25 protein-coding genes and 3 pseudogenes are annotated in these 25961 nt (G+C 60.7%); 6 read left to right on the top strand and 22 right to left on the bottom strand.

Translation table 11 applies throughout. The features are described from left to right. Positions 1 to 34: 34 nt before the first annotated feature. From M2281_RS11205 to M2281_RS11195, 3 genes are read left to right on the top strand one after another with little or no spacing between them, the layout of a single operon-like run. On the top strand, positions 35 to 1111 hold the full coding sequence (locus tag M2281_RS11205) for an ABC transporter ATP-binding protein (protein WP_280821252.1): 1077 nt from the start codon (positions 35 to 37) through the stop codon (positions 1109 to 1111). A gap of 5 nt (positions 1112 to 1116) precedes the next feature. Next, positions 1117 to 1986 carry an ABC transporter permease gene (locus M2281_RS11200; protein WP_280821251.1) on the top strand — a complete coding sequence of 290 codons (870 nt, stop codon included), beginning with the start codon at positions 1117 to 1119 and terminating at the stop codon, positions 1984 to 1986. Positions 1987 to 1990: 4 nt separating this feature from the next. Then, positions 1991 to 2857: an ABC transporter permease gene (locus tag M2281_RS11195; protein WP_280821250.1), complete on the top strand. Its 867-nt coding sequence runs from the start codon at positions 1991 to 1993 to the stop codon at positions 2855 to 2857. 206 nt (positions 2858 to 3063) lie between these two features. Here the strand turns inward: M2281_RS11195 and M2281_RS11190 are convergent, their stop codons facing one another. The 5 genes and pseudogenes from M2281_RS11190 to M2281_RS11170 form a co-directional block, all read right to left on the bottom strand. Continuing rightward, on the bottom strand, positions 3064 to 4020 hold the full coding sequence (locus M2281_RS11190) for a branched-chain amino acid ABC transporter permease (protein WP_425537726.1): 957 nt from the start codon (positions 4018 to 4020) through the stop codon (positions 3064 to 3066). 37 nt (positions 4021 to 4057) lie between these two features. Continuing rightward, complete coding sequence (locus M2281_RS11185; RefSeq protein WP_280821248.1) at positions 4058 to 4945, bottom strand: branched-chain amino acid ABC transporter permease; 888 nt, start codon at positions 4943 to 4945, stop codon at positions 4058 to 4060. A gap of 6 nt (positions 4946 to 4951) precedes the next feature. Next, positions 4952 to 5661: pseudogene (locus tag M2281_RS11180) on the bottom strand (ABC transporter ATP-binding protein). After that, entirely contained in the window at positions 5661 to 6425 is a 765-nt protein-coding gene (locus M2281_RS11175; protein ID WP_280821247.1) for an ABC transporter ATP-binding protein, read from the bottom strand. Before M2281_RS11175 ends, M2281_RS11180 begins: the two are co-directional and overlap by 1 nt. 32 nt (positions 6426 to 6457) lie before the next feature. Further along, on the bottom strand, positions 6458 to 7666 hold the full coding sequence (locus M2281_RS11170; RefSeq protein WP_280821246.1) for an ABC transporter substrate-binding protein: 1209 nt from the start codon (positions 7664 to 7666) through the stop codon (positions 6458 to 6460). A gap of 162 nt (positions 7667 to 7828) precedes the next feature. Between M2281_RS11170 and M2281_RS29195 the strand changes: the two genes are divergently transcribed. Further along, positions 7829 to 7975 carry a hypothetical protein gene (locus tag M2281_RS29195; RefSeq protein ID WP_425537733.1) on the top strand — a complete coding sequence of 49 codons (147 nt, stop codon included), beginning with the start codon at positions 7829 to 7831 and terminating at the stop codon, positions 7973 to 7975. Positions 7976 to 8196: 221 nt separating this feature from the next. Here the strand turns inward: M2281_RS29195 and M2281_RS11160 are convergent, their stop codons facing one another. The 3 genes from M2281_RS11160 to M2281_RS11150 are packed head-to-tail and all read right to left on the bottom strand — an operon-like array spanning position 8197 to position 12116. Then, positions 8197 to 10932 carry a cation-transporting P-type ATPase gene (locus M2281_RS11160; RefSeq protein WP_280821245.1) on the bottom strand — a complete coding sequence of 912 codons (2736 nt, stop codon included), beginning with the start codon at positions 10930 to 10932 and terminating at the stop codon, positions 8197 to 8199. After that, positions 10919 to 11224: a hypothetical protein gene (locus M2281_RS11155; RefSeq protein ID WP_280821880.1), complete on the bottom strand. Its 306-nt coding sequence runs from the start codon at positions 11222 to 11224 to the stop codon at positions 10919 to 10921. The genes M2281_RS11160 and M2281_RS11155 overlap by 14 nt, the downstream gene beginning before the upstream one ends. Before the next feature lie 16 nt (positions 11225 to 11240). After that, positions 11241 to 12116 carry a polyphosphate kinase 2 family protein gene (locus tag M2281_RS11150; RefSeq protein WP_280821836.1) on the bottom strand — a complete coding sequence of 292 codons (876 nt, stop codon included), beginning with the start codon at positions 12114 to 12116 and terminating at the stop codon, positions 11241 to 11243. 347 nt (positions 12117 to 12463) lie between these two features. Here M2281_RS11150 and M2281_RS11145 point away from each other — a divergent pair. Continuing rightward, positions 12464 to 12885, top strand: a pseudogene (locus M2281_RS11145) (IS6 family transposase); the annotation flags it as partial. Between the two features lie 2 nt (positions 12886 to 12887). On the opposite strand, the gene M2281_RS11140 reads toward M2281_RS11145, so the two are convergent. The 11 genes from M2281_RS11140 to M2281_RS11090 form a co-directional block, all read right to left on the bottom strand. Then, a complete protein-coding gene (locus tag M2281_RS11140) occupies positions 12888 to 13553 on the bottom strand; it encodes a GntR family transcriptional regulator (RefSeq protein ID WP_280821244.1) in 666 nt (221 codons plus the stop codon). 34 nt (positions 13554 to 13587) lie between these two features. Next, a complete protein-coding gene (locus M2281_RS11135; RefSeq protein ID WP_280821243.1) occupies positions 13588 to 14244 on the bottom strand; it encodes a flavin reductase family protein in 657 nt (218 codons plus the stop codon). A gap of 4 nt (positions 14245 to 14248) precedes the next feature. After that, positions 14249 to 15196 carry a carbon-nitrogen hydrolase family protein gene (locus M2281_RS11130; RefSeq protein ID WP_280821242.1) on the bottom strand — a complete coding sequence of 316 codons (948 nt, stop codon included), beginning with the start codon at positions 15194 to 15196 and terminating at the stop codon, positions 14249 to 14251. Beyond that, on the bottom strand, positions 15193 to 16077 hold the full coding sequence (locus M2281_RS11125; protein WP_280821241.1) for an alpha/beta hydrolase: 885 nt from the start codon (positions 16075 to 16077) through the stop codon (positions 15193 to 15195). Before M2281_RS11125 ends, M2281_RS11130 begins: the two co-directional genes overlap by 4 nt. 2 nt (positions 16078 to 16079) lie before the next feature. Then, positions 16080 to 16766, bottom strand: a complete 687-nt coding sequence (locus M2281_RS11120; RefSeq protein WP_280821240.1) for an ABC transporter ATP-binding protein — start codon at positions 16764 to 16766, stop codon at positions 16080 to 16082. Then, the gene (locus M2281_RS11115; RefSeq protein WP_280821239.1) at positions 16766 to 17524 is read right to left on the bottom strand and encodes an ABC transporter ATP-binding protein; all 759 of its coding nucleotides are present in this window, start codon (positions 17522 to 17524) and stop codon (positions 16766 to 16768) included. The genes M2281_RS11120 and M2281_RS11115 overlap by 1 nt, the downstream gene beginning before the upstream one ends. Then, on the bottom strand, positions 17517 to 18485 hold the full coding sequence (locus M2281_RS11110; protein WP_280821238.1) for a branched-chain amino acid ABC transporter permease: 969 nt from the start codon (positions 18483 to 18485) through the stop codon (positions 17517 to 17519). Before M2281_RS11110 ends, M2281_RS11115 begins: the two co-directional genes overlap by 8 nt. A 3-nt stretch (positions 18486 to 18488) precedes the next feature. Next, positions 18489 to 19403: a branched-chain amino acid ABC transporter permease gene (locus M2281_RS11105; RefSeq protein ID WP_280821237.1), complete on the bottom strand. Its 915-nt coding sequence runs from the start codon at positions 19401 to 19403 to the stop codon at positions 18489 to 18491. 126 nt (positions 19404 to 19529) lie between these two features. Further along, positions 19530 to 20720: an ABC transporter substrate-binding protein gene (locus tag M2281_RS11100; RefSeq protein WP_280821236.1), complete on the bottom strand. Its 1191-nt coding sequence runs from the start codon at positions 20718 to 20720 to the stop codon at positions 19530 to 19532. Between the two features lie 58 nt (positions 20721 to 20778). Continuing rightward, positions 20779 to 21690, bottom strand: a complete 912-nt coding sequence (locus M2281_RS11095) for a fumarylacetoacetate hydrolase family protein (RefSeq protein WP_280821235.1) — start codon at positions 21688 to 21690, stop codon at positions 20779 to 20781. Positions 21691 to 21703: 13 nt separating this feature from the next. Then, positions 21704 to 22828: a cupin domain-containing protein gene (locus tag M2281_RS11090; RefSeq protein WP_280821234.1), complete on the bottom strand. Its 1125-nt coding sequence runs from the start codon at positions 22826 to 22828 to the stop codon at positions 21704 to 21706. 257 nt (positions 22829 to 23085) lie between these two features. Here M2281_RS11090 and M2281_RS11085 point away from each other — a divergent pair. Continuing rightward, positions 23086 to 23169 (top strand): annotated as a pseudogene (locus M2281_RS11085) (IS6 family transposase); the annotation flags it as partial. A gap of 210 nt (positions 23170 to 23379) precedes the next feature. Here the strand turns inward: M2281_RS11085 and M2281_RS11080 are convergent. The 3 genes from M2281_RS11080 to M2281_RS11070 all read right to left on the bottom strand — a co-directional run bounded on the left by M2281_RS11080 (position 23380) and on the right by M2281_RS11070 (position 25650). Next, a complete protein-coding gene (locus M2281_RS11080; RefSeq protein ID WP_280821835.1) occupies positions 23380 to 24153 on the bottom strand; it encodes an extracellular solute-binding protein in 774 nt (257 codons plus the stop codon). Positions 24154 to 24232: 79 nt separating this feature from the next. After that, positions 24233 to 24955, bottom strand: a complete 723-nt coding sequence (locus M2281_RS11075) for an energy-coupling factor ABC transporter ATP-binding protein (protein ID WP_280821233.1) — start codon at positions 24953 to 24955, stop codon at positions 24233 to 24235. Continuing rightward, a complete protein-coding gene (locus M2281_RS11070; RefSeq protein ID WP_280821232.1) occupies positions 24955 to 25650 on the bottom strand; it encodes an ABC transporter permease in 696 nt (231 codons plus the stop codon). The genes M2281_RS11075 and M2281_RS11070 overlap by 1 nt, the downstream gene beginning before the upstream one ends. Between the last annotated feature and the right edge of the window lie 311 nt (positions 25651 to 25961).

Genomic DNA, 25961 nt, shown 5'->3' with positions numbered 1-25961 from the left:
CCTGGAATTTTAGCCATCAACTGGCGAGCATATCATGCACGATCTTCAATGCGAGGGCCTGACCAAGCAGTTCGGCCGGCATATCGCGGTCAACAACGTGTCCTTCGACGTGCCGCGCGGTTCATTCTTTTCGATCCTCGGTCCATCCGGCTGCGGCAAGACGACCCTGATGCGCATGATCGCGGGGTTCGAAGAGCCTACCAGTGGCGATATCCGTATCAAGGGCACTTCGGTCATCTCGACGCCTCCGAACAAGCGCAGCGTCAAGATGGTGTTTCAGCACCTTGCGCTTTTCCCGATGATGAATGTCGGCGAGAACATCGCTTATGGCCTGCGTTGCCGCGGTGAGAGCAAGGCTGACATCGCGCGCAAGGTGACTGCCGTTCTGGACCGCATAAGCCTCCCCGGCGTCGCGGAAAAGCAGGTTTCGCAGCTGTCAGGTGGACAGAAGCAGCGCATCGCCATCGCCCGCTGCATGGTGCTGGAGCCAGACGTGCTCCTCCTGGACGAGCCGCTCGGCGCGCTCGACCTGAAACTGCGCGAGCGCATGAAAATCGAGCTGAAGCTCCTTCAGAACCAGTTCAACACGACCTTCCTCTACATCACGCACGATCAGTCGGAAGCGCTGGTCATGTCCGACAATGTGGCGGTCATGAATGCCGGCCGCTTCGAGCAGATCGGCTCGCCGCAGGAGCTCTACAACAACCCGAGGACCGGCTTTGTCGCTGGTTTCGTCGGCGACAACAACCGCTGGCCAGGCCGCGTGGTTACCATTGCTGGTGGCGAAGCACGGGTGGAGCTCGACGCCGGCGGCGAGGTGATCGCTACGGTCAGCGACGGAAATGTCCGCGCAGGCGCGAAGGTCGAGGTGTTTGTCCGCCCCGAAACCATTTCCCTGGGCGAAGGCAAGGATGGCAATCGCCTGTCCGGTGCTGTCGACAGCCTGCTGTTCAACGGCGCGAACAGCCGCGTTCTGGTCCGCACTACCGGCGGCAATCTGATCGAAGTCAGTCATGCGGTGATGGACGGTTCGCTGTCGGTCAAGCCCGGCGACAAATCGGACATCTCCTGGCGTCGGGAGCATTGCCTCTGCTTCAGCGTTGCGGGGTGAGCGCGATGCCACGCTCCGACACCGGCAAACTTTCACTGATCCTTCTTTTCATGCCATTTGTGCTGTGGATGGTGCTGCTGATCATCCTGCCGCAGATCGGCATCGGCTATCTGTCGCTGCGCGAGAAGCTGGGGCCGGGCCAGTACACTTTCAGCTTCGCCAATTACGCGGACTTCCTGGGCGAACCGGTCTACTGGAACACCTTGCTGCGCACCGCCTGGATGTCGATCCTGGTGACGATCCTGGCGCTGATCGTTGGCTTTCCCGTCGCCTACTATATCGCCAAGATCGCCAAGCAGCGTTCGCGCGCGGCATTGTTCCTTATGTGCCTCATTCCACTCTGGGTCAGCGATTTGGTGCGCGCGTTCGGCTGGATCGTTCTCCTGCGCGAGACCGGACTGATCTCTGGCTTCCTGCAAAAGATCGGCCTCATCGGTGGGCCGGTGGAACTGCTATACAATGACATCACGGTCGTTGTCGGCCTGGTCTACACGGTCGTCCTGTTCATGATCGTTCCGCTAGTCTCGACCCTGGATGGCATGGACAACTCGCTCCTAGAGGCCGGCTACAATCTCGGCGGCAGCCGCTTCACCGTGTTCCGCCGCATCGTCGTACCTTATGCGATGCCGGGCATTGTCGCGGGCTGCATCATTGTGTTCATGTTGACGGCCGGCAGCTATCTGACGCCTATCCTGCTCGGCGGCAAGAACAGCATGTGGTTCACCGAGCAGATCTACGAGCAGTTCGTCACCCGCTACAATTGGGAATCTGGGGCGACGTTCGGCGTTCTTTTGCTGGCATTCACGTCCTTCATCGTCTGGCTCGGACTGCGTTTGACCGGGCAGAGCCTGGCTTCCACCGTCGCGAAGGATTAAGGCCATGAACGTTGCCGCGCCTCAGTCGACCTTCCTGCGCTGGATCTATGGCGGCTACATGCTCGCGTTCTTCCTCTATCTCGCCGCGCCGCTTACCGCCGCCGCGATCTTCGCTTTCAACGACTCGATCTTCCCGGCATTGCCGTGGAAAGGCTTCACGCTGGAATGGTTCTTCGGCTCCACTGAGCCGAAGCTTGGTATGTTCAATGACCGGCGGCTGATGGAAGGCCTTTGGAACTCGCTGTTCATCGGCCTGACGGTGTCGGCACTGTCGGTGATCGTGGGCACCTGCAATGCCTTCCTGTTTGAACGCAAACAGTTCCCCGGCAAGAGCCTGCTCTATGTGCTGATGATCGTGCCGCTGGTCATCCCCGGCGTCATCCTCGGCATATCGATCCTCGTCTTTGCGAGCATGATCGCGAACGGCGTGGAAGACACGCTCGATCTGGAATGGGATTTTCTGCGCCCGGGCACCTTCCTCGTCGTGCTCGGCCAGTTTTCTTTCCTGGTGACGATTACGTCGCTGGTGATCGCGGCGCGCCTGCGGAAGTTCGACGTAGCACTGGAGGAGGCAGCACTGAACCTTGGCGCGTCGCGTCTGCGGGTGTTGGCGACCGTCACGCTGCCCTATCTCGCACCCGCTCTGTTCTCGGCCTTTGTCGTGGCGTTCCTCGTCTCCTTCGAGAATTTCAACACGACGCTGATGCTGGTTGGCTCCGACGCACCCCTGACCATCACGATGTATGACCGCATGGTGAAGGTAGGCTCCACGCCGGTGCTTAATGCGGTGTCGGTCTTCCTAATGATGGGGTCGGGCCTTCTGGCGCTTCTCAGCATCGTTGCCCAGCGCGGCAAGGATCAGCCGACCTGACCAACTCGGGGAACGAAGTCATATCGTGTCGCTGCCTGAACCCTCGAGCATAGGCAGCGGCTACAAGCCAACCTGCGCCTTTCAGCCGTACACCAAATCGACGGTCAGTCGCCGGCTAGCCGCATTGGAAATCAAGCCTGAAGGCGATGCTGGTTCATAGAGATTACAACAGCTACGGTCTCCTACTCCCGGAAGCGACGCCGAAGTCAGACATTCACCTCATTCCCTGAGCCTCTTTCGCGACGGGCGGTCCAGCGTGCCTGGATTTCACCGACGATGCCTCGCCGGAACAACATCACGCAGGCCATGAAGATGGCGCCGGTGGCGATCATCACCGGGAAACCGGAAGTGGCCAGCGCGTTCTCCAGCCCCACCACCAATCCAGCCCCGACGATCGGACCAACCATGGTGCCGATACCGCCGAGCAGCGTCATCAGGATGACTTCGCCCGACATCTGCCATGTCACGTCGGTCAGCGTGGCGAACTGGAATACGATCGCCTTGACCGCTCCCGCAAGCCCAGCCAGCGCCGCCGACATCACGAAGGCGGCGAGTTTGTAGTTAGCGACCGAATAGCCGAGCGAGACGGCGCGGTTCTCATTCTCACGGATGGAGCGCAAGACCATGCCGAAGGGCGAATTGACGATGCGCCAAATAGCGAACACGCCCAGCAGGAACACGACCAGCACGAAATAGTAGATGTTGAGTGGCTGGTTGAGATCGAGGAGCCCGAAGAGCAAGCCGCGTGGCACGCCCTGGATGCCATCCTCGCCATGGGTGAAGGGCGCCTGCACGCAGAAAAAGTAGAACATCTGCGCCAGCGCCAGCGTGATCATGGCGAAATAGATGCCTTGCCGGCGGATGGCGAAGAAGCCCATCACCAGGCCGAGCGTGGCTGCGCCGGCGACGCCGAGTAAAATGCCTGCTTCGGGCGGCCAGCCCCACACCTTCACCGCATGGGCGCAGAAATAGGCGGCCCCGCCGAAAAAGGTGGCATGGCCGAACGACAGAAGGCCCGTATAGCCGAGCAGAAGATTGAAGGCACAGGCGAACAGCGCAAAGCACAGCATCTTCATCAGCAAGATCGGGTATACGAAAAAGGGTGCCGCCAGCAAAACAAGGATCCCGATCACGACCAGTCCCTGCTCCAGCCGTGAGGACATCCGTGCCCGAGTGTTGCGCAACGTAGTTTCGGCCATGTCAGGCATCCCTTCCAAACAGGCCGGCCGGCCGCAGCAGGAGCACGATGGCCATGATGACGAAGATCACGATGTTGGACGCTTCAGGATAGAAGACCTTGGTCAGCCCTTCGGCAAGGCCCAGCACGTAGCCGGTGACGATGGCGCCCAGGATCGAGCCCAGGCCACCCACCACGACCACCGCGAAGACGACGATGATGATGTCCGAGCCCATAAGCGGGCTTACCTGATAGATCGGTGCGGCCAGGATGCCAGCCAGGCCGGCCAGTGCTGAGCCGAGCCCGTAGGTCAGGGTCACCAGCAGCGGCACGTTCACGCCGAAAGCCTGCACCAGGTGCGGGTTCTCGGTCGCCGCCCGCAGATAGGAGCCCAGCCGCGTCTTTTCGATCAGCAGCCAGGTGCCGAGGCAGACAATCAACGATGCCACCACCACCCAGCCCCGGTAATTGGGCAGGAACATGAAGCCGAGATTGGTACTGCCCGCCAGCAGCGGCGGCACCGAATACGGGTTTCCCGACACGCCATAATAGTAGCGGAATATGCCCTCCACGGTCTGGGCCAGCCCGAAGGTGAACAGCAAACCGTAGAGCGGATCAAGACCGTAAAGTCGGGACAGCCCCAATCGCTCGACCGCCATGCCGAATAGTCCCACCGCCAGCGGCACGAGGATGAGCGCCGGCCAGTAGCCGATGCCAAGATTCACCAGCAGAAGATAACCGACAAAAGCGCCCAGCATATATTGCGCACCATGGGCGAAATTGATGATGCGCAGCATGCCGAAGATGACGGCCAGGCCAAGACTCAGCATGGCATAGAAAGAGCCGTTGATCAGGCCGATCAGCAATTGTCCGAGGAAGGCCTGGATGGGAATGCCGAAGATCGTGGTCATGTCGCCTCAGACCCCCAGAACGTCGTGCAGTTCATCCATATGCACCGACAATTCCTCGACCGGGAAGCCGCTCACCACCTTGCCGTGCTCCATCAAATAGAAGCGGTCCGCGACCCGGCTGGCAAAACGAAAATTCTGTTCGACCAGCAGGACGGTCATGCCACGTGCCTTCAGTGTCATCAGAAGCTCGCTGATCTGATGCACGATGACCGGCGCCAGCCCTTCCGTCGGCTCGTCGAGCAGGAGCATTGTGACGCCGGTACGCAGCATGCGCGCGATGGCCAGCATCTGCTGCTCGCCACCCGAAAGTTTCGTGCCCTGGCTGTTGCGCTGTTCCTTGAGGTTCGGAAACAGCGCGAAGATTTCCTCCGTGCTCATGCCCCCTTGGCCACGACGGGTGGCAGGAGGAGGTTCTCATCGACGGTGAGCGTGGCGAAGATGCCGCGTTCCTCCGGCACGAAGCCGATGCCGGCATGCGCGGTGCGGTGCAGAGGCAACCGCATCAGGTCCTGCCCATCGAAAGCGATCTCGCCGGTACGCTTGCGGATCAGCCCCATGATGGCGCGCAGCGTCGTGGTCTTGCCGACGCCGTTGCGGCCGAGCAGCGTCACCGTCTCACCGCGATGGACGTCGATATCGACGCCGTGCAGCGCGTGGCTCTCGCCGTACCAGGCGTTCAGGCCACGCACGCTGAGCAACGGTGCTGCGCCCGCCATCAGCCTTCCTCCATGCCCATGTAGGCAACCTTGACCCGCTCGTCGGCGGCGACGGTAGGATAGTCGCCGGTTGCAAGCACCTTGCCGCGCTGCATGACGGTGATCCAGTCCGACAGGTCGGCCACTACCGAGAGGTTGTGCTCGACCATCAGCACCGCGCGGTCCCTGGCCACCGAGCGAATGAGGGTAGAGACCATGCCAACGTCTTCGTGCCCCATGCCGGCCATCGGCTCGTCCAGCAGCAGCACCTTGGGGTCGAGCGCCAGAGTGGTGGCGATCTCGAGTACGCGCTTACGGCCATAGGAAAGGTCAGCAGCAAGCTTGTTGCGGGCATCGGCAAGGCCGACGGCGTCCAGCAGTTCCTCGGCGCGCGGCGTCAGCCGGTCGAGCGCCGAAAGCGGCCGCCAGAACTGCGCGCTGAGCCCGGCCGGGCGCTGCAAGGCGACCCGCACATTGTCGAGCACCGTGAGATGCGGGAAGATCGCCGAGATCTGGAAGGAACGCACCAACCCCATCCGCGCCACCGCCGCCGGCGGCATGCGGGTGATGTCGTGGCCGAGCAGTTCTATGCGGCCGCTGGTCGGTTCCAGGAATTTGGTCAGCAGGTTGAAGACAGTTGTCTTGCCGGCCCCGTTGGGGCCGATCAAGGCATGGATGCGGGCGTGATGGACATCGAGGTCGACATTGTCGACGGCGACAAAACCGCCAAATACACGCCGCAGCCCGCGGGCGGAAAGCACCACCCGAGGCTCGGTAGAGTCCATGCATGGTTCGTCGGCCACGGTGGCTCCAGCGCTCACTTGGAGACGAGCGGGCAGCCACTTTCCTCGGCCTTCAGGAATGCCTGGTCGCCGGGGATCGTCGCCAGATAGCTGTAGTAATCCCAGTCCTTTTTGCTCTCTTCCGGCTTCTTGACCTGGTAGAGGTACATGTCGTGGACCATCGAGCCATCGGCCTGCACCTTGCCGTTGCTGGCGAAGACATCATTGACCGGCATTTCGTGGAGTTCCTTGGCCACCGCCTCGGCATCATCGGTGCCGGCCCTGTCGACCGCCTTCAGATATTGGAGCACGGCGGAATAGGTGCCGGCCTGGATCATGTTAGGCATCCGGCCGGTGCGCTCGAAGAAGCGCTCGGCGAACTCGCGGCTCTTATCGTCGCGGTCCCAGTAGTAGCCTTCCGTCAGCACCACGCCCTGCGCTGCTTTCAGGCCGAGCCCGTGCACTTCAGACAAAGTGAACAGCAGCGCCGCCAGACGCTGCCCGCCCTGGACAATGCCAAACTCAGCTGCCTGCTTGATCGAGTTGGAGGTGTCGAGGCCGGCATTGGCAAGGCCGATGATCTTGGCACCCGACGATTGAGCCTGCAGCAGGAAGGACGAGTAGTCGGTTGCACCGAGCGGATAGCGCACTTCGCCGAGCACCTTGCCGCCATGGGCTTTCACATATTTGGCGGTCTGCTCTTCGAGCGAATATCCGAAGGCATAGTCGACCGTGATGAAATACCAGCTGTCACCACCCTGCTCGACCAGCGCGCCGCCGGTCCCGACCGCCTGCGAATGCGTGTCATAGGCCCAGTGGAAGCCGTAGGGCGAACACTGCTTTCCTGTAAGATCGGTGGTCGCCGCGCCCGTGACGATGTCGATCTTCTTCTTTTCCTTGGAGATGTCCTGCACCGCCAGCGCCACGGACGACGTGGTCAGTTCCATGATCGCATCCACCTGCTCGGTGTCATACCATTGGCGCGCGATGCTGGCGGCGATGTCGGGCTTGTTCTGGTGGTCGGCGTCGATCACCTCGATAGGCGCACCTTGCACCTTGCCGCCAAAATCCTCGACCGCCATCTTGGCGGCCTCGACCGACCACTTGCCGCCAAAGTCGGCGTAGACCCCCGACTGGTCGTTCAAGATGCCGATCTTGACCTTCCCGTCCGATATGCCGGCGGCGGAAGCGGGCGCGGCCATCGCCGCCAGAAGAACTGCCGAGGCAAGATAGGACTTGATCATTCGCAACCTCCCTTATGGCAAACGCCTGGCTACGATTGAGGCACCCGTGTCTTTGCAGTGGCCTCTCCCCGGACGCGAAGCACGCGCGTAGCCATGCGTAAGCAGTCCGCTTACGCAACGTAACACGAGCCAGCGTGCCTGGAACGGCTACTTTGGTTTAGGATGGAGCTTGTCCCGCCCTGCCTGTTCGAAATCGAAACCGAGCCGTCCACCGGTTGTACCATCGGTGTCGACGACGCAGGCTTCGACATCACGGCCGGCGAGACTTTCGTCATCATGGGCCTGTCTGGTTTCGGCAAGTCGACCTGATCGAGCCGATCTGGGGCTCCGTCGAGATCGGCGGAAAATCAGCCGCACGGTGATCTTCGTCGGCCAAGGCTCGACCAGGCGATGCGCATCGGCGACCGCATCTGCACAATGCAGCATGGCAAGGTCGTGCTGTTCAGAAAGCACAGCGTTCGGTTGACCGAAGCGGGAAGGTTCTTTTGTTGAGTAAATTGCCGTGTACGCGTCGGTGGCGATTGCTCACCTTACTGCCCGGTCGCTGCGGTTCTCAGCGCTGGCACGGAGCGGATGATGAGCTTCTCGATCTCCACTACAAAGAAGAAGACGAGCCCCCCGCCGATGAGCCAGAGCCAGACCGACAGAGGTAGGGCCTCAGTGTCGAAGATCGCGTGGAACGGCGGCGCATAGGTGAAGAGAAACTGCAACACCACAACTCCGACGATGCCATACCAGAGAAAGGGATTGCCCATGTGGGCGCGCAAAGACAGGGATGAGTCGAGCAGGTAGCGGCTGTTTAGAAGATAATAGACCTGCCCCAGCGTGATGGCGTTAACAGCAGCCGTACGCGCCAACTGGTCCGAAGCGCCATGCGCCTTCATCCAGAAGAAGGCCGCGAGCGTGTAGAGCACGAGCGCAGCGCCAACAAAGAGAATGCGCCAGATTCCGAAGCCAGTGACGATCGGCCGATCGACCGAGCGCGGCGGCCGCCGCATCACATCCGCCTCATGCGGCTCGAACGAGATGGTGAGGCCGAGCGCGACCGAGGTGACCATGTTTACCCACAGCACCTGCGGCGCGGTTATCGGCAGCGTGAAGCCGAACAGGATGGCGATCGCGATCACCGCGCCCTGGGCAACGTTTGTCGGCAGCAGGAAAAGCATAGCCTTCTCGATGTTGTTGTAGACCGTGCGGCCCTCCTTCACCGCCGCGGAGATCGACGCAAAATTGTCGTCGGCGAGGACCATCCCCGCCGCCTCCTTGGTTACCTCGGTGCCCTTGATACCCATGGCGACGCCAATATCAGCCTTCTTGAGCGCCGGTGCGTCGTTGACACCGTCCCCGGTCATAGCGACGATCTGACGGTTGGCCTGGATCGCCTTGACGAGCCTGAGCTTGTGCTCGGGGCTGGCGCGGGCGAAGACGTCAACATCGCGCACGCATTCCTGCAGCGCCGCATCGTTCATCGCCTCGATCTCGGTGCCTGCCACGGCCGTTTTGCCGTCACCGATGTCTAGCATCTTCGCGATTGCCGCGGCGGTGATCTTGTGATCGCCCGTGATCATTGTCACACGGATACCGCCGCCGTGGCATTCCCGTACGGCGTCGACAGCCTCTTTGCGCGGCGGGTCCATGAGGCCGACGAGGCCGAGCAGCACCAGGCTTCTCGGCAGGTCCTCCGGCCCGAGGCTACCGGCCTCAAGACCCGGGTCTGGCAGCCAAGCCAGGCCCAGCACGCGCTCGCCCTGTGCGGCAAGTCGGTCGCCCTCCCGCGTGAAGCGGTCACGATCGAGCGGCGCCGGTCCATTTGCCGTCTGTTGCCGGTCGCAATGGTCCAGGATCACCTCCGGCGCACCCTTGACCAGCAGCATTTCGCCGTCCGCCGACCGGTTTAGCGTTGCCATGAACTTGTGCTCGGATTCGAACGGGATCGCATCAATCCGCGGCGCGGCCGCAGACTCTGTGGCGCGGTCCATGCCGAGCTTGCTCGCGAACGGATAGAGCGCGCCCTCGGTCGGGTCTCCTTCTATCTTCCATTTTCCCTCCTCCTTAACGAGCTGGGCGTCGTTGCACAGGAGGGACAAGCGGCCCATTAGCATCAGCACCTCCCGCGTGGTGTCGACCGGTTTGCCACCCGCCTTGACCTCGCCGTCGGGCGCATAGCCCTCGCCTGTGACCTCATAGACGGCATCTGCCGTGACGACGGAGGTCGCCATCATCTCCATCAGGGTCAGCGTGCCGGTCTTGTCCGAACAGATGCGTGAGACGGACCCCAGCGTCTCGACCGCCGGCAGGCGGCGGATGATGGCGTTGCGCTGGGCCATGCGCTGCACACCAATGGCGAGCGTGATCGTGATAAGCGCCGGCAGCCCTTCCGGGATCAGCGACACCGCGATGCCGACAACCGCTTGGAACAGTTCGACGAAGGTCATGTGCCCGAGCCAGTGCCCCCAGGCGAAGAGCAGCACGCTGATAATGGCGATGGCGGCCGTGATAACGTAGCCGAACTTCTTGATCTGCCGCAGGAGCGGCGTCTCAAGCGGGCTAACTGTGGCAAGCATCTGGCTGATGCGGCCGAGCTCCGTCTGGCTCCCGGTCGCCACGACCACGCCGGTCGCCCGGCCCGACACCACCACGGTGCCGGAGAATGCCATGTTCTCACGGTCGCCAACGGTAGCTTTGGCGGATACCGGAGCGACGGTCTTCTCGGCCGGAACGGATTCGCCGGTCAACGCCGCCTCCTCCGTCCGCAGATTCTTGGCGTCGATGAGACGCATGTCCGCCGGGATCTTGTCGCCCGATTCCAAGAGCACGACGTCGCCCGGCACAAGATCTTCGGCCGCAATCAGGCGCACCGCCCCGCCGCGCAACACGCGCGCCTCCGCAGACAGCATATTACGGATCGAATCGAGGGCTTTTCCGGCCCGGCCCTCCTGCAGAAAACCAAGCAGCGAGTTGAGAACAACGACGGCGAAGATGATCGAGGCATCGAGCCACAGGCTAAGCATGAGTTTGATGAAGCCGGCCGTGAGCAGGACGTAGATGAGTATGTTGTTGAACTGGGCGAAAAACCGCGCCAGCGGCCCGCGCTTCTTGCCTTGGGGCAGGCGGTTGGGCCCATAGATCTTCAGCCGCTCGGCCGCCTCTGCGGCATCGAGGCCGCGCCGCGGATCGACGCGAAGCTGGCTTTCGACCTGTTCCACCTGCATCGCATGCCACGGCAACAGCTCTGTTTCCGAAGCCGTGCTCTCAGCTGAGCACATATTCGTTCCTCCTGGTGCTTCCTGGTTGGCGTCGCAGGCCCAGGTCATCATGCTCGCCGCCACCGTGGAGAAGCGTGCCCGAATGCCCGGCGTGATGTACGATCCGGCCGAACGTCTGCATGGCTGCCACAATCGAGCTCGTTGCGGCGCCGAAACTGTCGCCGACCACGAGGCTGAGCACCTGGGGAAGGCGCAGGGCAGATCCCCCAAGCGCCTTCAATCCGTCGGTCACTACCGTCATTCTGAGCAGGACAAACCCAACCCCGCCGAGAATCGCAATTGACGTCGACATGTGGGTCTCGTCTTGTCTAGCGCTCCGCTTCGAGTTCCTCACGCGCCGCACAGAGATCCTTCATCTGCGCCGATGTGACCTTGGGATATGCGAGGTCGAGCTTCTCGACTGCCTCGACAATCGCTGCCGCGACGACCAGGCGTGTGAACCATTTGTTGTCGGCAGGAACGATAAACCACGGTGCGGCTTGAGATGAGGTAGCCCGGATTGCCTCGTCATAGGCATGCATGTAGTCTTTCCAGTATCGCCGCTCGCGAACGTCGGATGCGGAGAATTTCCAGTTCTTGTCAGGCTTGTCGAGGCGAGCGAGAAAGCGCTTCTTCTGCTCCCCATACGACAGGTTCAGGTAGAATTTCAGGATGACCACGCCCTGGCGCGATAGGTAGTCCTCAAAGCTGATAATGTCGGCGAGGCGCTCCTCCCACACGTTTTTCCCGAGAAACTCCGGTGGGATATTTTGCGCGTCGAGCAACTCTGGATGCACGCGCACCACCAGCACTTCCTCGTAATATGAGCGATTGAAGATGCCTATCCGTCCGCGCTGCGGCACTTTTTTGGAGTAGCGCCACAGGAAATCGTGAGAGAGTTCCTTGTGCGAGGGCTGCTTGAACGAGACGACGTCGCACCCCTGCGGATTGACGCGTGACATGACGTGCTTGATCGTCCCGTCCTTTCCCGCCGCGTCCATCGCCTGGAACACAAGCAGCAAGGACCAGGAATCCTGCGCGTAGAGAATATCTTGCTCCATCGCGAGCCATTCCGAACCCCGCTCAAGAAGTTGCGCCGCTTCCTGCTTGTCCATTTTGAGCCCCAGCGTGTCGCCGGGATCGAAGTCGTTCAGGCGAAAGTCCTTGCCCTTGGTGACACGGAACGGATCCGTGTACTTCCTCATGGCGTCTATTATTTCTTTGCGGGGCATTGACCGCTTCCTCCCGAACGATCGTCATTCGAGAGTGAAATCTCGCGCTTGTAATCAATGTCAACCGAGGCGTTGATCGAAAGCTTTGCCGAAAATGTCGCTTTGCCGTTAGTTATTCGAATCCGGTGTGAGTGAGGGAGCGGGAAAATGGTGGCGGGCAAGCTGCAAGGGCAACCTTGGCTCCGGCCGTCGGCAACTGCGGCGCCGGACCTGAAGGACCCGATGAGGCTTTCGCAAACCGATCGTCAACCTCGACTACGGCATGAGAGTTCCTCCAAAGGAGCACGTTCACGTTTTCAGGCCGCCAATTCGACCATTCGGTGATCTGCTGTGTCTACGCTGGTATCTGACTTACAGTCTCAGCCATCGGGGCCTGGAAGAAATGATGGCCGGGCGCGGTGTTCACGTCGACCATTCCACCATCCACCGATGGACTATCCGGTTCTCACCGCTGTTGCTCGAACGGTTCAACCTTCGCAAACGACCTGTCACGCGTAAATGGCATGTCGACGAGACCTATGTGAAGGTTCGTGGTCGATGGATGTACCTATAGCACGCCATCGATAGCCTCCGTAACACGGTCGAATTCTTCTTCAGCGAACATCGCGATCTGCTGGCTGCCAAACGCTTTCTTGGCAAAGCTCTGCGGCGGCGCGGCCGACCCGATCGTATTGTCATCGATGGCAGCCAGACGAATCGGGAGGCGATCATTGACTGCGATGGCGAAAGCCGGCTGCAAAATTGTTAGCTTGCGTTGATAATATAGGCTGCCGTTCGATTGTAATGTACGCGCAGCAGATCGACCGCAGTGTCCGCCCGCCGTGCCAGCGCGGCTTCCATGATGTTGCTGTGCTCGACGGACAGATCGCGCGCCGAGGATGCATGGCCTTCGCCGCGGAAACTAGGCAAGCGATAGCGTTGCGTTTCCGCGTAAAGCTGTTCGAACAAGGCGAGCAAGCGCGGCGAACCGCAGGCCGTCAGCAGCGCTCGATGGAATTCATGATGGCGCGTTTCAAACTGCATGAGTGCATCGTCATCGGCCGCGCCCTCCGCATCCTTCATCCGGCGCGACTGCAGATCGAGCCTGTGAAAGGCCGCGACTACATCCGTCTCCCAATCGTCGCCGCCCTTTTCGATCGACAGGCGCAGCGCCTCGCTTTCAATGAGGATACGCACGCTCATCACATCCTGCATTTCCGCTGGCGAAACCGGCGCGACGGTGAAACCGCGCGGCGGATGGTTGACCACCAGTCTCTCGGCATGAAGTCGGTTCAGCGCTTCACGCAACGGAGAAAAGCTGAGGCCATACTGCTTTTTCAGAAATTCCAGCCGAAGCGGCTGACCGGGAATGAGCCGTCCATGCAATATGTCGTTGCGCAGACTAAAATAGGCAGTTTCAGCTAGAGTCATCGCAGCACCGGAACGGTCCGTATTCCTTCAAAAATCAGACAGGCGATGGTTTGGGTCGGTCAGCCTTGCCTTCCGTATACTCTTTCCATGTCGGCCTATCGATCTGGAAATAGTCTCCCGAGCGCAGATAACCGCCGCTTCCGTGCATGCGGGCAACCAGTCCAAGTCTTGGCGTGTCGATATAGCAACGCTCCGCATCCAGCACAAACTCGTCGCGGATGTGCACCATGTTCACCAGTCCGACGACGATGGTCTGAAGCGGGCCGGTCACGACCGAACTCAGCATCCGGCATTCCATCGAGACGGGTGCCGACGCGATGCGGGGCGGTGCCACCGTTTCCGAAGGCAGGACTGGAAGCCGCGCCAGATCGATTTCGTCGATATTGGCGGGCGCGTCGATGCAGGTGAGGTTCATCGCCTCGGCATTCTGCTCGTCGACGAGATTGATGACGAACTCCCCGGTCGCGAGAATATTGGCCGCCGTGTCCTTCAGGCGGCCATCTTGCGGCATGAGGCCGATTGCGACCGTCGGCGGCGTATTGCCCATCATGTTGAAAAAGCTGAACGGCGCGGCATTGCGGACACCGTCAGCGGAAATGCTGGTGATCCAGGCGATCGGTCGCGGAACGATGGTCGACGCCAGTATCTTGTAGCGCTCCTGACCGGAGAGCCTGTTCATATCGAAACGCATGCTGTTACTCTTTTCCGGTGCGAGACAGCGGATTGACCGTATTCTTGGGTCGGTCGTCGACGGTGAGCTGGAAGATGTCCGGACGCCCATAGTGGCCGCTAACGTCGAAATCGAACTTGCCGCGCTGCACGTCGTCGGGATCAATCTCGGCATAGAGGATCGTCTCGCCGTTGAAGTCTGGACCAGCGAGTACCTTGCCGAGTGGGCTGATGATCGCGCTGCCGCCACGCATCATGACCGTATCTGGCTCGTCGCCGAGCGACGATTCATGATCGGCGGGATAGGCGCCGCGTGTAATGTGCTGGCACGCAGTCAGCACGAAGCAGCGACCTTCGAGCGCAATGTGCTGCATGGAAGGAACCCATGTGTCGCGGTCGTCCGCAGTCGGCGCGCAATAGATGCTGATGCCCTGCGAATACATGTGCATGCGTAGCATCGGCATATAGTTCTCCCAGCAGATGACGGCGCCGACACGCCCCATCGGCGTGTCGAAAACCGGCATGGTCGAACCGTCGCCGAAGCCCCAGATAAGACGCTCGCCTGCTGTCGGCATCAGCTTGCGGTGCTTGCCGATGAGGCCGCGCGCGCCGTCGAAGAACAGCGCCGTGCAATAGAGGGTTCCGCCATCGCGTTCGATGCATCCGATGACGATGAATGTATCGGTTTCGGCCGTGGCTTCGGCGATGATCTCCACTTCTTCGCCTGCAAGGTCGATGGCCGCATTGTAATAGTGGAGATAGGCCTCGCGCCCTTCTGGCTTGCGCACGCCGATGGGGCAACCGAAGGAGGCACCTTTCGGGTAGCCGCCCAGAAAGGCTTCAGGGAAGACGATGAGCCGGGCTCCCTCGCCCGCCGCCTTACGAATGGCGTCGGCTGCCTTGCATGCCGAGGCAACCGAGTCGTCGGGGATGGAGGCGATTTGCGCGACGGCGGCTTTCCAGGGCTTGCTCATTTACGACTTCCTTCTCGATCAATGGCATAGGCTTCCACAATCGCGCGCACGAGCTTTCCGTCCGGCTCGCGGAGCGTCAGAGGTAAATCGAAGTGATTGTGGTCCGGCATGTCGACGACGGTAGCCGCATGTCCTGCCTGCCGCCAGGCAGCCGCATAGGCGGTGGTCTGGCGGCAAAATTCCTTCGTTTCAAGCCCGCCCACCGATGCGATCAGATGGGCAGGTGACGTTTGCGGAATCAGAAATTGCGGGCTGTTGCGCGCCACCATGGCGTCGTCGAAATTCATCCACGCATTGATATGCGTGTGGAGTAAGGGGGCGAGGTCGTGCAGGCCGGAAAGGTCCAGCCCGATGGCGACGATATCCTGCGGCACCCCGAACGTATTCTGCCAGCCATCGGCCAACAGCATCGCAGTGAGGTGACCGCCCGCCGACGTGCCTCCGACAACAAAGGAATCCGCTCCGATCTTCAAGCGGCCGCGATTGCGATGCAGGAATGAGATGGCGGTGCGGATCTGCCGGACAATCTCGTCCAGTGTGACGGCCGGTGCGAGCGTGTAGTCAATGACCGCCACCGAGAATCCGTGGGAGTGCAGGCCCGGCACAGAAAATGCATTGTCCGCCGCATTGCCCCCGCGCCAGTAACCGCCGTGTATCCAGACGAACAGCGGCGCGCCCTCGCCGGCCGGATAGAAATCGAGCGTTTCGCCGCTCGCCGGGTCATAGACAATCCCCGCCTGATGCTCAAAATCCTTCATCACGCGCTTGCTGACTTCGACCAGCCTTGCATACTCATCGTCGAAGGACGCAACGCTGGCGCGCGCATTGTACTGAACATCCAAAGCCGCGTTGTCGTAGCCCTGATAGGTGAAATCCCCCATCGTCAAATTCCCAAATAGCGGTGCGAGAGTTCCTTGTCGGCGGTGAGTTCGGCAGGACTTCCCGTCCAGACCACGCGGCCCTTATCGACGATGTTGTGGCGGTCCACCAAAGTGGCCATTTCCGCCAGGTTCTTGTCGATGACCAGGATCGTCTGGCCGATATTTTTCAGCTCATGCAGGCAGCGCCAGATTTCAGCGCGGATGATCGGCGCAAGCCCTTCCGTCGCTTCATCGAGAATGAGCAGCTTGGGATTGGTCAGCAGCGCGCGCCCGATTGCCAGCATCTGCTGCTCGCCGCCTGACAGGGTACGCGCCAGCTGACGCTTGCGCTCTTCAAGCCGCGGGAAAAGCTGCACCACGCGCTGCAGGGTCCATGAGCCGGGTCGGGCCGTCGCCACCAGATTTTCCTCAACGCTCAGCGAGCCAAACACGCGCCGCCCTTCGGGCACCAGTCCGATGCCAAGCCGCGCTATGGCGTTGAGCGGCATGCGATTGATGACGGTATCGCCAAATCTGACCGTTCCGCCTGTCGGCTTGATCATACCCATGATCGATTTGACGGTGGTGGACTTGCCCATGCCGTTGCGCCCGATCAGCGAGATGATTTCGCCCGCCTTCGCTTCAAACGACATGTCGAACAGCACGCGCGCCTGACCGTATCCGGCCTGCAGTTTGTCGAGCGTCAGCATCAGGCTTCCTCCCCCAGATATGCGGCCCTGACTTCCGGGTGAGCGCGGATCTCGCTTGCCGTTCCGGTGAAGATGATCTTGCCGTAGACGAGAACGCTGATCCGGTCGGCCAGGGCAAAAACCGCATCCATGTCATGCTCGATCAGAAGGATCGGATAGTCCCGCTTCAGGCTTTGTAGAAGTGCAGTCAGCGACGCGGATTCTTCGGGGCCCATTCCGGCCATCGGCTCGTCAAGCAGGATGAGCCGTGGATCGCGGGCGAGAGCGACCGCGATTTCGAGCTGCCGTCTCTGGCCATGCGCAAGGCTGGCAACGACACGGTTTTCGTGCTCACCGAGGCCCACCCGTTCCAGCCATGTTCTGGCGATCTTCCGGTTGTCCGCATTGCGGCGCGGATTCCTGAAAATATCCGCCGAGCCGCCGCCTTTCGCCTCCAGCGACAGAAGCACGTTCTCCATGGCCGTGAAGTCGGAGCAGAGCTGGGTAAGCTGGAAGGAGCGACCCATGCCCATCCGCGCCCGCTTATAGGCGGGCAGCCGGGTGATGTCCTGTCCATCGAACAGGATGCGGCCGGAGTCGGGGGAAATCTCGCCGCAGATCTGCGCGATCAAGGTGGACTTCCCAGCACCGTTGGGGCCGATAAGCGCGTGAAGCTCGCTTTGACGCACATCCAGGCTGACGCCGTTGGTGGCGACCAGCGCCCCGAACTTCTTGTGCAGGTCCTCGAGGATCAGAACCGAATTCTTTTGGTCAGCCATGGCGGTTCCCTAATAGACGGCCCAGCATGCCCTGTTGTCCGAACAGCGCGATCAAAGTGAGGATCGGTCCCATGACGATCATCCAGTGTTCGGTCCAGCCGGAAAGGACTTGCTCGAGGATGATGAAGACGGCAGCGCCGGCGATCGGCCCGATCAGCGTGCCGAGGCCGCCAAGGACCACGATCGCCATGAACTCGCCGGATTTCGACCACGCCGCCATATCGGGGGTGACGAACAGCGCATAATTGGCCCAAAGAATGCCCGCCAGCCCGGTACCAAGGGCGGAGATGACAAATGCGGCCATCCGGAAGTTCAAAGGCCGGACGCCAAGATTGACGGCGCGCCGCTCACTCTGCCGCAAGGCCTGAAAAACAAGGCCGAAACGGGAGTTTACGATCATCGTGCAAAACATCGTCCAGAGGACCAGCAAAAGCAGGCACAGATAATAGAACGTGGTCCCGTTGCCGATGTCGATGAGAGGCAGTGTGTTGCGCTCATCGATCAGCAGACCGTCGTCGCCGCCATAGGTCTGGAGCGAAACGAGGATGAAGAACACCATCTGGGCGAAGGCGAGCGTGATCATGATGAACTGGACGCCTGCCGTCTTGAGCGCAAGCCAGCTGACGACGACGGCGAGCGCGGCACAGACGATCAAGGCAATGGGCCAGACCACGAGGGCGGCGTTGGATCCGTCCCAGCCGAAGAGCGGCTCCCCCATATTGGTGTGATAAGCGATGATGCCGACGACATAGCCGCCCAGGCCGAAGAACATGGCATGGCCGAAGCTGACCAGCGCCCCGTAACCGATAATGAGGTCGAGGCTCACCGCGGCGATCGCATAGATCACGATCCGCGTCGCCAGGCCTTCAATCGCGCTGTTGCCCGTGAACCCGGACAGGAGCGGAACCAGCGCAAAGACGATCAGGCCGATAACAATGATTGCAGATCTGGTAGGCTGCATCGGTCAGCTCCTCGCCGGCAACAGGCCCAAGGGGCGAAACAGAAGTACGATGGCCATCAACACATAGATGCTGGCCGAGACGAGCCCGGCACTCAGCGTGTCGGCGGCCGCAGGCGGCAACAGCAGTTGCATCAATTGCGGGAGGTAGGCGCGGCCCATGCTGTCGACCATGCCGACCAGAAGAGCGCCCACCAATGCGCCACGGACTGAGCCGACGCCGCCAATGACGATGACAACGAAGGTGGTGATGAGAACCCGCTCGCCCATGCCGATTTCAATGGCCAGCAACGGTGCGGCCATGACCCCAGCCAGCCCGCAGAGCGCACCGCCCAGACCGAAAAGAACCGTATAGAGGCGGCGGACATTGACGCCGAGCGCGTCTACCATTTCGCGATCGTCCGCGCCTGCGCGGATCAGCATGCCGATGCGGGTCCTATTGACCAGAAACCACAGGCCAACCGCGACCAGCGCGCCAACGGCGATGAAAGTGAGACGCATCACCGGGTATTCCAGCCCCGGAAACACCGTCACGGCGCCCTGCAAGGCGGAAGGGATGTCCACGAAAGGCGGCTGGCGTCCGAAGACCATGCTGACCGCTTCGTTCGTGAACAGGATCAGGCCAAGCGTCGCCAGCACCTGATAGAGGTGGTCGCGCTTATAGAGCCATTGAATGACCGAAAGCTCGGTCATCATCGCGTAAAGACCGGCGCCAACGATGGCCGCGCCCATGCCGACCAGAAAGCTTCCCGTCCCCAATATGGCGAAGGCGGCGCAGTAGGCCCCGACCATGTAAAAGGCGCCATGGGTAAGGTTGATCACCCCCATGATGCCGAAAATCAGGGTCAAGCCGGATGCCAGCATGAAAAGCATGGCTCCGTATTGCAGGCCGTTGAGCGTCTGTTCGATGAATAGCAGCATACGCCGTCCTCATCATGAAAGTTCAGGCTGCACGGCCTCGACCCGAAAACCGCAAGCGATTTTCGGGTCGATGCCGTGCGTTGAAGACTAGGAGCGCCCAGATGGAACAAGACGCTCAGGGAGCAGTCACTTCATCGCGCACTTGGATGCGTAGGCATCGCTGTAGTCGGACGCGACCTTCTTCACGATCGTCTGGACGATCTTGCCATCCGCGTTCTTTTCAAACTTCGTCAGGTAATAGTCCTGAACCGGATGCTGGTTGGGGCCCATCTTGAAGTTGCCGCGGATCGCCGTGAAATCGGCCTTGCGAAGCGCATTGCGGAAATCGTCTTCCTTGGACAGGTCGCCATTGACCGCCTTCAGGCCCGCGCCGATCAGATGCGCGGTGTCGTAGGCCTGCGCCGCGTAGATCGTCGGATCGCGCCCGTAGTCCTTGCGGAAGGCTTCGACGAAGCCCTTGGAAGCCGGATTGTCCGTTTCCGTCGTCCATAGCGCAGAGGCGTAGACGCCTTCGGCTGCATTGCCTGTCGCCGAGATCATGCGGGCATCCATGGAAAAGCTCGGAATGACCATCGGAATCGAGCCTGCCATACCGGAATTGGCATATTGCTTGGCGAAATTGATGCCCGCGCCGCCTGGATGGAACTGATAAATGGCGTCCGGGGCCAACGACTTGATGCGGGCGAGCTCGACGGAGAAGTCCGTCTGGTCGAGCTTGGTGTAGATCTCGCCGATCACTTCACCCTTGTATGTGCGCTTGAAGCCCTCGAGCGCGTCGCGTCCGGCCTGATAGTTCGGCGCAAGGATGACCATCTTCTTGAAGCCGAGCTCGTTCGCGCCGAGACCCGCTGCCTCATGGAACGTGTCGTTCTGGTAGGAAGCGACGAAGTAGTTCGGGTTGCATTTTTCGCCGGCGAAGGTCGACGGTCCCGGATTGTTGCTGACGTAAAAGGCGTTCGCATTCAAGACGCTCGGCAGCGCCGCCGCCAGGACGTTGGAGAAGTTGATGCCCGTGTAAAGCTTGATGCCGTCGGCAACCATCTTGTCGGCAATCTGCTTGCCGTTAGCCGGCTTCAGCGCGTCGTCCTCGACCGCCAACGTAACCGGCACGCCGCCGAGCTTGCCGCCGTCTTCCTTGATCGCCAGATTGAAAGCGTCGCGGATATCCTCGCCAATGTAACCGGCCGGCGTCGACAGGGTGGTGATCAGACCGATGGTGACGGGCTGGGAATCCTGTGCCATGGCCGGCAAAGAGGCCATGACGGTGCCCGCAGCAAGAACTCCCATAAAGCTGCGCCTTGTCAGTTTCAGCGACATAACAATCTCCCCTTGTTGAACTGAACTGGAAAATATTCCGGCGTTTCTTATCCGCGTCTCAGACGGCGACCACCGGGTGCCGGATCGTTCCGATCCCCTGGACCGTTGCTTCGACAACATCGCCCGGCCACATCCATTCCTGCGGCGTGCGCCCCGCGCCAACCCCTTCCGGCGTGCCGGTGGCGATGATGTCGCCCGGCTCCAGCGTCATGCCGGAGCTGATATCCGCAATCAGCGTCGGGACGTCGAAGAGCATGAAACGGGTGTTGGAGCGTTGCTTTTCAACGCCATTGACCGTCAGCCACAGATCGAGACCTTGCGGATCGGCAATCTCGTCGGCGGTCACGATGCATGGACCGAAGGGCGCATAGGTGTCCTGCCCCTTCGAGAAAATCCACTGACCGGCGCGGCGGTTGTCGCGCGCGCTGACGTCGATCATCACGCTGTAGCCGAAAACGTGGTTGAGGGCGTCTTCCTTGGTCACACGCTTGGCGGTCGTACCGATGACGACGGCCAGTTCGACTTCCCAGTCCAACTGCTGGGTGATGCGCGCATTGTGCTCGATCGCATCGCCGGGGCCGATAACCGTGGTCGGCGGCTTGGAGAAGATGACCGGCTGCTTAGGCAGCTCCTTGGAGGTATCGAGAGATTTCGCCGATTCCGCCACGTGCTCCACATAGTTGAGACCAATGCCGAAGATGTTTTTGCGCGGGCGCGGTATCGGCGCAAGCAGTTTGACATTTGCCACCGGGAAGGCCGTTCCCGCCGCAAACCGACCTTCACAATCGCTCAATATTTCCCGAAGCCGCTCAAGTCCGACAGGGCCAAGATCGATCAGGCCCAGCATCGTGTCGGGCAGATCCACACCAAGGGATTCCCCCAGCCATGCGACGTCCACGACGAGATCGCCGTGCATGACTCCAAGCCGCGCCGCGGCTTCGACACCGCTTCGATAGGTTACAAGACGCATTATATACCTTTCTTTAGCCGTTGATCGGCTGATGGCCGCCGTTGTCCGTGAAGGCCTGCTCGCGATAGAGCCCGAGCGATTGCATGACCGGCATGTCGTTGAAGGAGAACAGGCACGCGTCGTCGCGATCCGAGCCGTTGGCATGCTCATGCCACGCCCAGGACGGCACGCAGAAAATATCACGCTCCTTCCAGTCGAAGCGCTTGCCATTGATGATCGAATAACCGCTGCCCTTGGCGCATTGATAGAGGACGCTGCCGGTGTGGCGATGCGCCTTGGTCTTTTCACCCGCACGCAGCATCTGCATGGCTGCGCCGATCGTTTGCATCACCGGCCCACCGGTGAGCGGATTCACATAATTCATGAACACGCCGTCGAACGGCGAGCCGTCGGTCACCGGCGCATAGCGGCTCAGCGCTTCATAGGTCGGCGCCCATTCATATTTGAAGAGCGGCGAGTAGGCATGCCCCCATTTGCCTTCCGCCGGCCGCAGCCCGGGATTGCCCCAAGTCGCCGTCATATCGTTGACGGGATGGCCGACGGCCTGGCGCAGGTCGTCATGAACGGCATAGAAATTGGCTTCGAGCGCGTTGACCAGCGGAATGTCCAGACCATCCTGCCAGATGCACGGCGTACCCTCTTCAGAGATGCCGTGCTCGTGCCAGGTACCGTTGGGCGTCAGAACGAAATCGTTGGCGCCGAGCGTCATCTTGTGACCGTCTACGATCGTATAGGCTCCCGAACCTTCCATGATGAAGCGCAAGGCGGATGCGGAATGCGCGTGAGCGGACGCCGCCTCACCTGGATGCATCACCTGCAAGCCCGAATAGAGCCAGCCGACAGCGGCAGCGACATCCTGACGGCCGGGATTGTTGAGATAGATCACACGACGGCCGGCCTTTTCTGGCGTGACCAGATCGACGGAACGCAGCACATGGTCACGCAGATCAGCATAGCGCCAGAGAACCGGCACCGAAGCCGACTTCGGCTCCCACGGCTCGATCTTGTTGGCGACAGTCCACAGAGCGCCGGCCTTATGCTTTTCCAGCTCATCATAATAAGCCAGCAGCTCGGGGGTATCCTCGACATTGGCGCGGCCGGCCACATCCTCGCGATGGTTTTCGCGGACTTTGGTCATGACACTTCCTCCCAGACTCGTTTCGTTTTCGACACTACATATCATTTTATAAAATAAAAGAGACTTTCGATACTCATGCACCGGCAATGGGATCACCGCCGCACACAATCGGGCGATGTCACGGTAATTGCTTCAATCGTGGGTTTGGGGAGGATGCTTCTATTCAGGCTAGCGTACCGGCCACGACCTTTTACACGCCCATGGCATTCAGGCGGTGAACGCGGCTTTGGGATGCGCAGTGTTGTGAAAGGGGCACGAGCTTGCGGCTGGCGGAGGAGATGGCCTTGGAGCGCGGCGCCGTTTCCTACGAGACTATCCACCGCTGGGCGAAGAAATTTGGGACCGTTAGCGGACTGGGAGCTTCAAACCTCAGACATTCAATAGCGGACCTTCAGGTCGGTACGAGTATCGTCGTGACGTGGCCCAATGCCGGCGTACGACATGTCCCATACTTCAAAAAAAACTGACACTTGGGCGATCCGCCTTAGTCAAGACCGAACGGTGTCTCAACCGCCCTACAAACATACATCAGCTCGTGCGCATCAGGCTCATCATGAGCCGTGGGCGTTAGGAAAGAAGAGCTGTTGGCCATCGATCTTGTAGGCGGCGATTGCGGCTTGCCCCTCCGGTGAAATCAGCCAATCAACGAATGCCTGCCCGAGTTCCACTCTCACATTGGGATGCTTGGCCGGATTGACCAGCATCACGCCGTATTGGTTGAACAACCGCTTGTCGCCCTCGACCACAATGTCGAGATCGCCGCGGTTCTTGAAGGATAGCCAGGTGCCTCGATCTGACAGCACATAGGCGTTCATGGCCGCGGCGGTGTTGAGTGCTGCCCCCATGCCTTGGCCGATCTCCCTATACCAGGGGCCCTTTGCGCTATCGAGATCGACGCCTGCCTCCTTCCAGAGCTTCAGCTCCGCCAGATGGGTGCCGGACTTGTCGCCTCGAGAAACGAAGGGTGCCTGTTTGTCCTTGATGGCCTTGAAGGCAGCGGTGATGTCCTTGGAACCTGCTACTCCGGCCGGATCGCTCTTGGGGCCGACCAGGACGAAATCATTGTACATGACGTCGAAGCGTTTCACGCCAAAACCCTCTTCGAGGAATTTCTCCTCCTGCGCCCTGGCGTGAACGAACACGACGTCCGCATCACCCCGCCGCGCCGTATCGAGCGCCTGACCGGTGCCCTGGGCTATCACCTTCACGTCGATGCCGGTTTTCTGTTTGAACAGCGGCAAGATATGTCCGAACAAGCCCGAATCCTGGGTCGAGGTGGTTGACGCGACAATGATCGAGCGATCCTCGGCCAATGATGGCCACATGGCGCCAGCGAGGATAAGCAGACCGGATAGGCAGAAAAAGAAGCTTCGGCGCAACATCGCAAATCTCCAGTTCAGCGGGTCAGAGAATAAGGTCGCCACGGACAAAGGCGGCGGCCTCCGGGGTTGATGGACTGTCGAAAAAGACTGGGGCAGCTGCCCGTTCTCGCACGCCACCGCGTACCAGAAGCAGAACCTCCCCAGCCAACCGCTTTACCTGACCGAGATCGTGCGAGGACATCACGACCTTGATCCCCGAATTGGATGCGCCAAGGACGATCTCTTCAACGCTTCGGGTGGCGGCCGGGTCGAGATTGGCCGTGGGTTCGTCCAGGAAGAGCAGTTCCGGGTCGCGAGCAAGCGCACGTGCCAGTGCGAGCTTTTGCTGCTCACCGCCCGAGAGCGAACGTGCTGCGCGGTCGGCGTGATCGAGCAAGCCGACACGATCAAGCAGTTCCCTGACGCGATTCCTTCGCAAGCCATATGGATAACCGGCTTGCCTCAGCCCATAAGCAACGTTGGCGGCGACCGAGCGCCGGAGCATGACCGGTCTTTGGAACAGGAACGCGCGCCGGAGCGGACGAGACTCCGTGCGGCCACCCCACGTGACAATGCCGCTGGTGGGGCGGGCCAGCCCCATGCAGATGCGCAACAGCGAACTCTTTCCCGCCCCGTTCGGGCCAACGATCAGTGTCGGGGCACCAGGCTCGATGGACAAGCTGACATGGTCGAGGATCGCAGATCCGCCCGCGCGAAATGAAACGTCGTCAAGCGTCAGCGGAAGGTCGCTGAGAGCCGCGCGCATCAGCCATTTGCCCTTTGCTCTGACCATACGCGCAAGCCCCAAGCTCCGGCGTTGATGACCAGGACGAGGACGATGAGGATATAGCCGAGCCCCAAGGCCAGCGGCAGGTCGCCTTTGGAGGTCTCCAGGGCAATGGCTGTGGTCATTGTGCGGGTGAAGCCATTGATGTTGCCGCCGACGATCATGACCGCACCAACTTCAGCGATGGCGCGTCCGAAGCCAGCAAGCAGTGCCGTCAGTAGGCTGAAGCGGCTATCCCAGAGCAACGTTGCAATCCGCCCAACGGGTCCAACATCCATCGCCGTGAGTTCGTCGCGATATTCACGCCACAAATCCTCGATGGTCTGCCGCGCCAGCGCGGCAATGATTGGCAGAACGAGCAAAGCTTGCGCGATGATCATCGCCAGCGGCGTAAACAGGATGCCGAAGGTGCCGAGTGGCCCCGAGCGCGAAAGCAGCAAAAACACGGCAAGACCGACGACGACCGGCGGCAATCCCATGAATCCGTTGAGGAGGACAATGAGCAGGGTCCGGCCGGGAAAGCGCGTCAGAGCAAGCGAGGCGCCGAGCGGCAGTCCCAGCAAGGCGGCACAGGTGACGGCCGACAGGCTGACGACAAGTGACAGCCGAACGATGGCGAGCAGTGCGGCGTCACCGCTCGCAATGAGCTGCCAGGCACTCAGACCCTCGGTCATGGGCATCTCCTGACGCTATCTTGTCGGCAACAAAGCCGCGGCTGTCAAATGGTTCGCTAGCGGACGTGCCGGCAGGGAAACTCGCCCGTTTGCCGGACGTGTCAGAACACTTGTCTACCCACCTCGCAACTCTACCGAGGGCTGCCCTGGTCACGAAGCAATTCTTGATTTGTCGCGGGCATGGTCCATAGTTGGAAATAGACCGCATGTGGGAGCAACGTCATGAAAGCCTTTGTCACTGCAGTGGTTATCGCGATCATCATCGCTGTTGCCGGCTTATTTGCTCTCGGCGCGATCCAGAAGCCAGTTTA

The organism is Pseudaminobacter soli (ex Li et al. 2025), from assembly GCF_029892515.1.
In the GTDB taxonomy this organism is placed as follows: domain Bacteria; phylum Pseudomonadota; class Alphaproteobacteria; order Rhizobiales; family Rhizobiaceae; genus Pseudaminobacter; species Pseudaminobacter soli_A.
The sequence above is the reverse complement of the archived record's forward strand: the minus strand, read 5'-3'. Positions and strand labels throughout refer to the sequence as shown.

Bases quoted from the DNA above. Each gene is read 5' to 3' on its own strand.
- M2281_RS11205 (WP_280821252.1), top strand. From the start codon at position 35: ATGCACGATCTTCAATGCGAGGGCCTGACCAAGCAGTTCGGCCGGCAT.
- M2281_RS11200 (WP_280821251.1), top strand. From the start codon at position 1,117: ATGCCACGCTCCGACACCGGCAAACTTTCACTGATCCTTCTTTTCATG.
- M2281_RS11195 (WP_280821250.1), top strand. From the start codon at position 1,991: ATGAACGTTGCCGCGCCTCAGTCGACCTTCCTGCGCTGGATCTATGGC.
- M2281_RS11190 (WP_425537726.1), bottom strand. From the start codon at position 4,020: ATGTCCTCACGGCTGGAGCAGGGACTGGTCGTGATCGGGATCCTTGTT.
- M2281_RS11185 (WP_280821248.1), bottom strand. From the start codon at position 4,945: ATGACCACGATCTTCGGCATTCCCATCCAGGCCTTCCTCGGACAATTG.
- M2281_RS11175 (WP_280821247.1), bottom strand. From the start codon at position 6,425: ATGGACTCTACCGAGCCTCGGGTGGTGCTTTCCGCCCGCGGGCTGCGG.
- M2281_RS11170 (WP_280821246.1), bottom strand. From the start codon at position 7,666: ATGATCAAGTCCTATCTTGCCTCGGCAGTTCTTCTGGCGGCGATGGCC.
- M2281_RS29195 (WP_425537733.1), top strand. From the start codon at position 7,829: ATGGAGCTTGTCCCGCCCTGCCTGTTCGAAATCGAAACCGAGCCGTCC.
- M2281_RS11160 (WP_280821245.1), bottom strand. From the start codon at position 10,932: ATGTGCTCAGCTGAGAGCACGGCTTCGGAAACAGAGCTGTTGCCGTGG.
- M2281_RS11155 (WP_280821880.1), bottom strand. From the start codon at position 11,224: ATGTCGACGTCAATTGCGATTCTCGGCGGGGTTGGGTTTGTCCTGCTC.
- M2281_RS11150 (WP_280821836.1), bottom strand. From the start codon at position 12,116: ATGAGGAAGTACACGGATCCGTTCCGTGTCACCAAGGGCAAGGACTTT.
- M2281_RS11140 (WP_280821244.1), bottom strand. From the start codon at position 13,553: ATGACTCTAGCTGAAACTGCCTATTTTAGTCTGCGCAACGACATATTG.
- M2281_RS11135 (WP_280821243.1), bottom strand. From the start codon at position 14,244: ATGCGTTTCGATATGAACAGGCTCTCCGGTCAGGAGCGCTACAAGATA.
- M2281_RS11130 (WP_280821242.1), bottom strand. From the start codon at position 15,196: ATGAGCAAGCCCTGGAAAGCCGCCGTCGCGCAAATCGCCTCCATCCCC.
- M2281_RS11125 (WP_280821241.1), bottom strand. From the start codon at position 16,077: ATGGGGGATTTCACCTATCAGGGCTACGACAACGCGGCTTTGGATGTT.
- M2281_RS11120 (WP_280821240.1), bottom strand. From the start codon at position 16,766: ATGCTGACGCTCGACAAACTGCAGGCCGGATACGGTCAGGCGCGCGTG.
- M2281_RS11115 (WP_280821239.1), bottom strand. From the start codon at position 17,524: ATGGCTGACCAAAAGAATTCGGTTCTGATCCTCGAGGACCTGCACAAG.
- M2281_RS11110 (WP_280821238.1), bottom strand. From the start codon at position 18,485: ATGCAGCCTACCAGATCTGCAATCATTGTTATCGGCCTGATCGTCTTT.
- M2281_RS11105 (WP_280821237.1), bottom strand. From the start codon at position 19,403: ATGCTGCTATTCATCGAACAGACGCTCAACGGCCTGCAATACGGAGCC.
- M2281_RS11100 (WP_280821236.1), bottom strand. From the start codon at position 20,720: ATGTCGCTGAAACTGACAAGGCGCAGCTTTATGGGAGTTCTTGCTGCG.
- M2281_RS11095 (WP_280821235.1), bottom strand. From the start codon at position 21,690: ATGCGTCTTGTAACCTATCGAAGCGGTGTCGAAGCCGCGGCGCGGCTT.
- M2281_RS11090 (WP_280821234.1), bottom strand. From the start codon at position 22,828: ATGACCAAAGTCCGCGAAAACCATCGCGAGGATGTGGCCGGCCGCGCC.
- M2281_RS11080 (WP_280821835.1), bottom strand. From the start codon at position 24,153: ATGTGGCCATCATTGGCCGAGGATCGCTCGATCATTGTCGCGTCAACC.
- M2281_RS11075 (WP_280821233.1), bottom strand. From the start codon at position 24,955: ATGCGCGCGGCTCTCAGCGACCTTCCGCTGACGCTTGACGACGTTTCA.
- M2281_RS11070 (WP_280821232.1), bottom strand. From the start codon at position 25,650: ATGACCGAGGGTCTGAGTGCCTGGCAGCTCATTGCGAGCGGTGACGCC.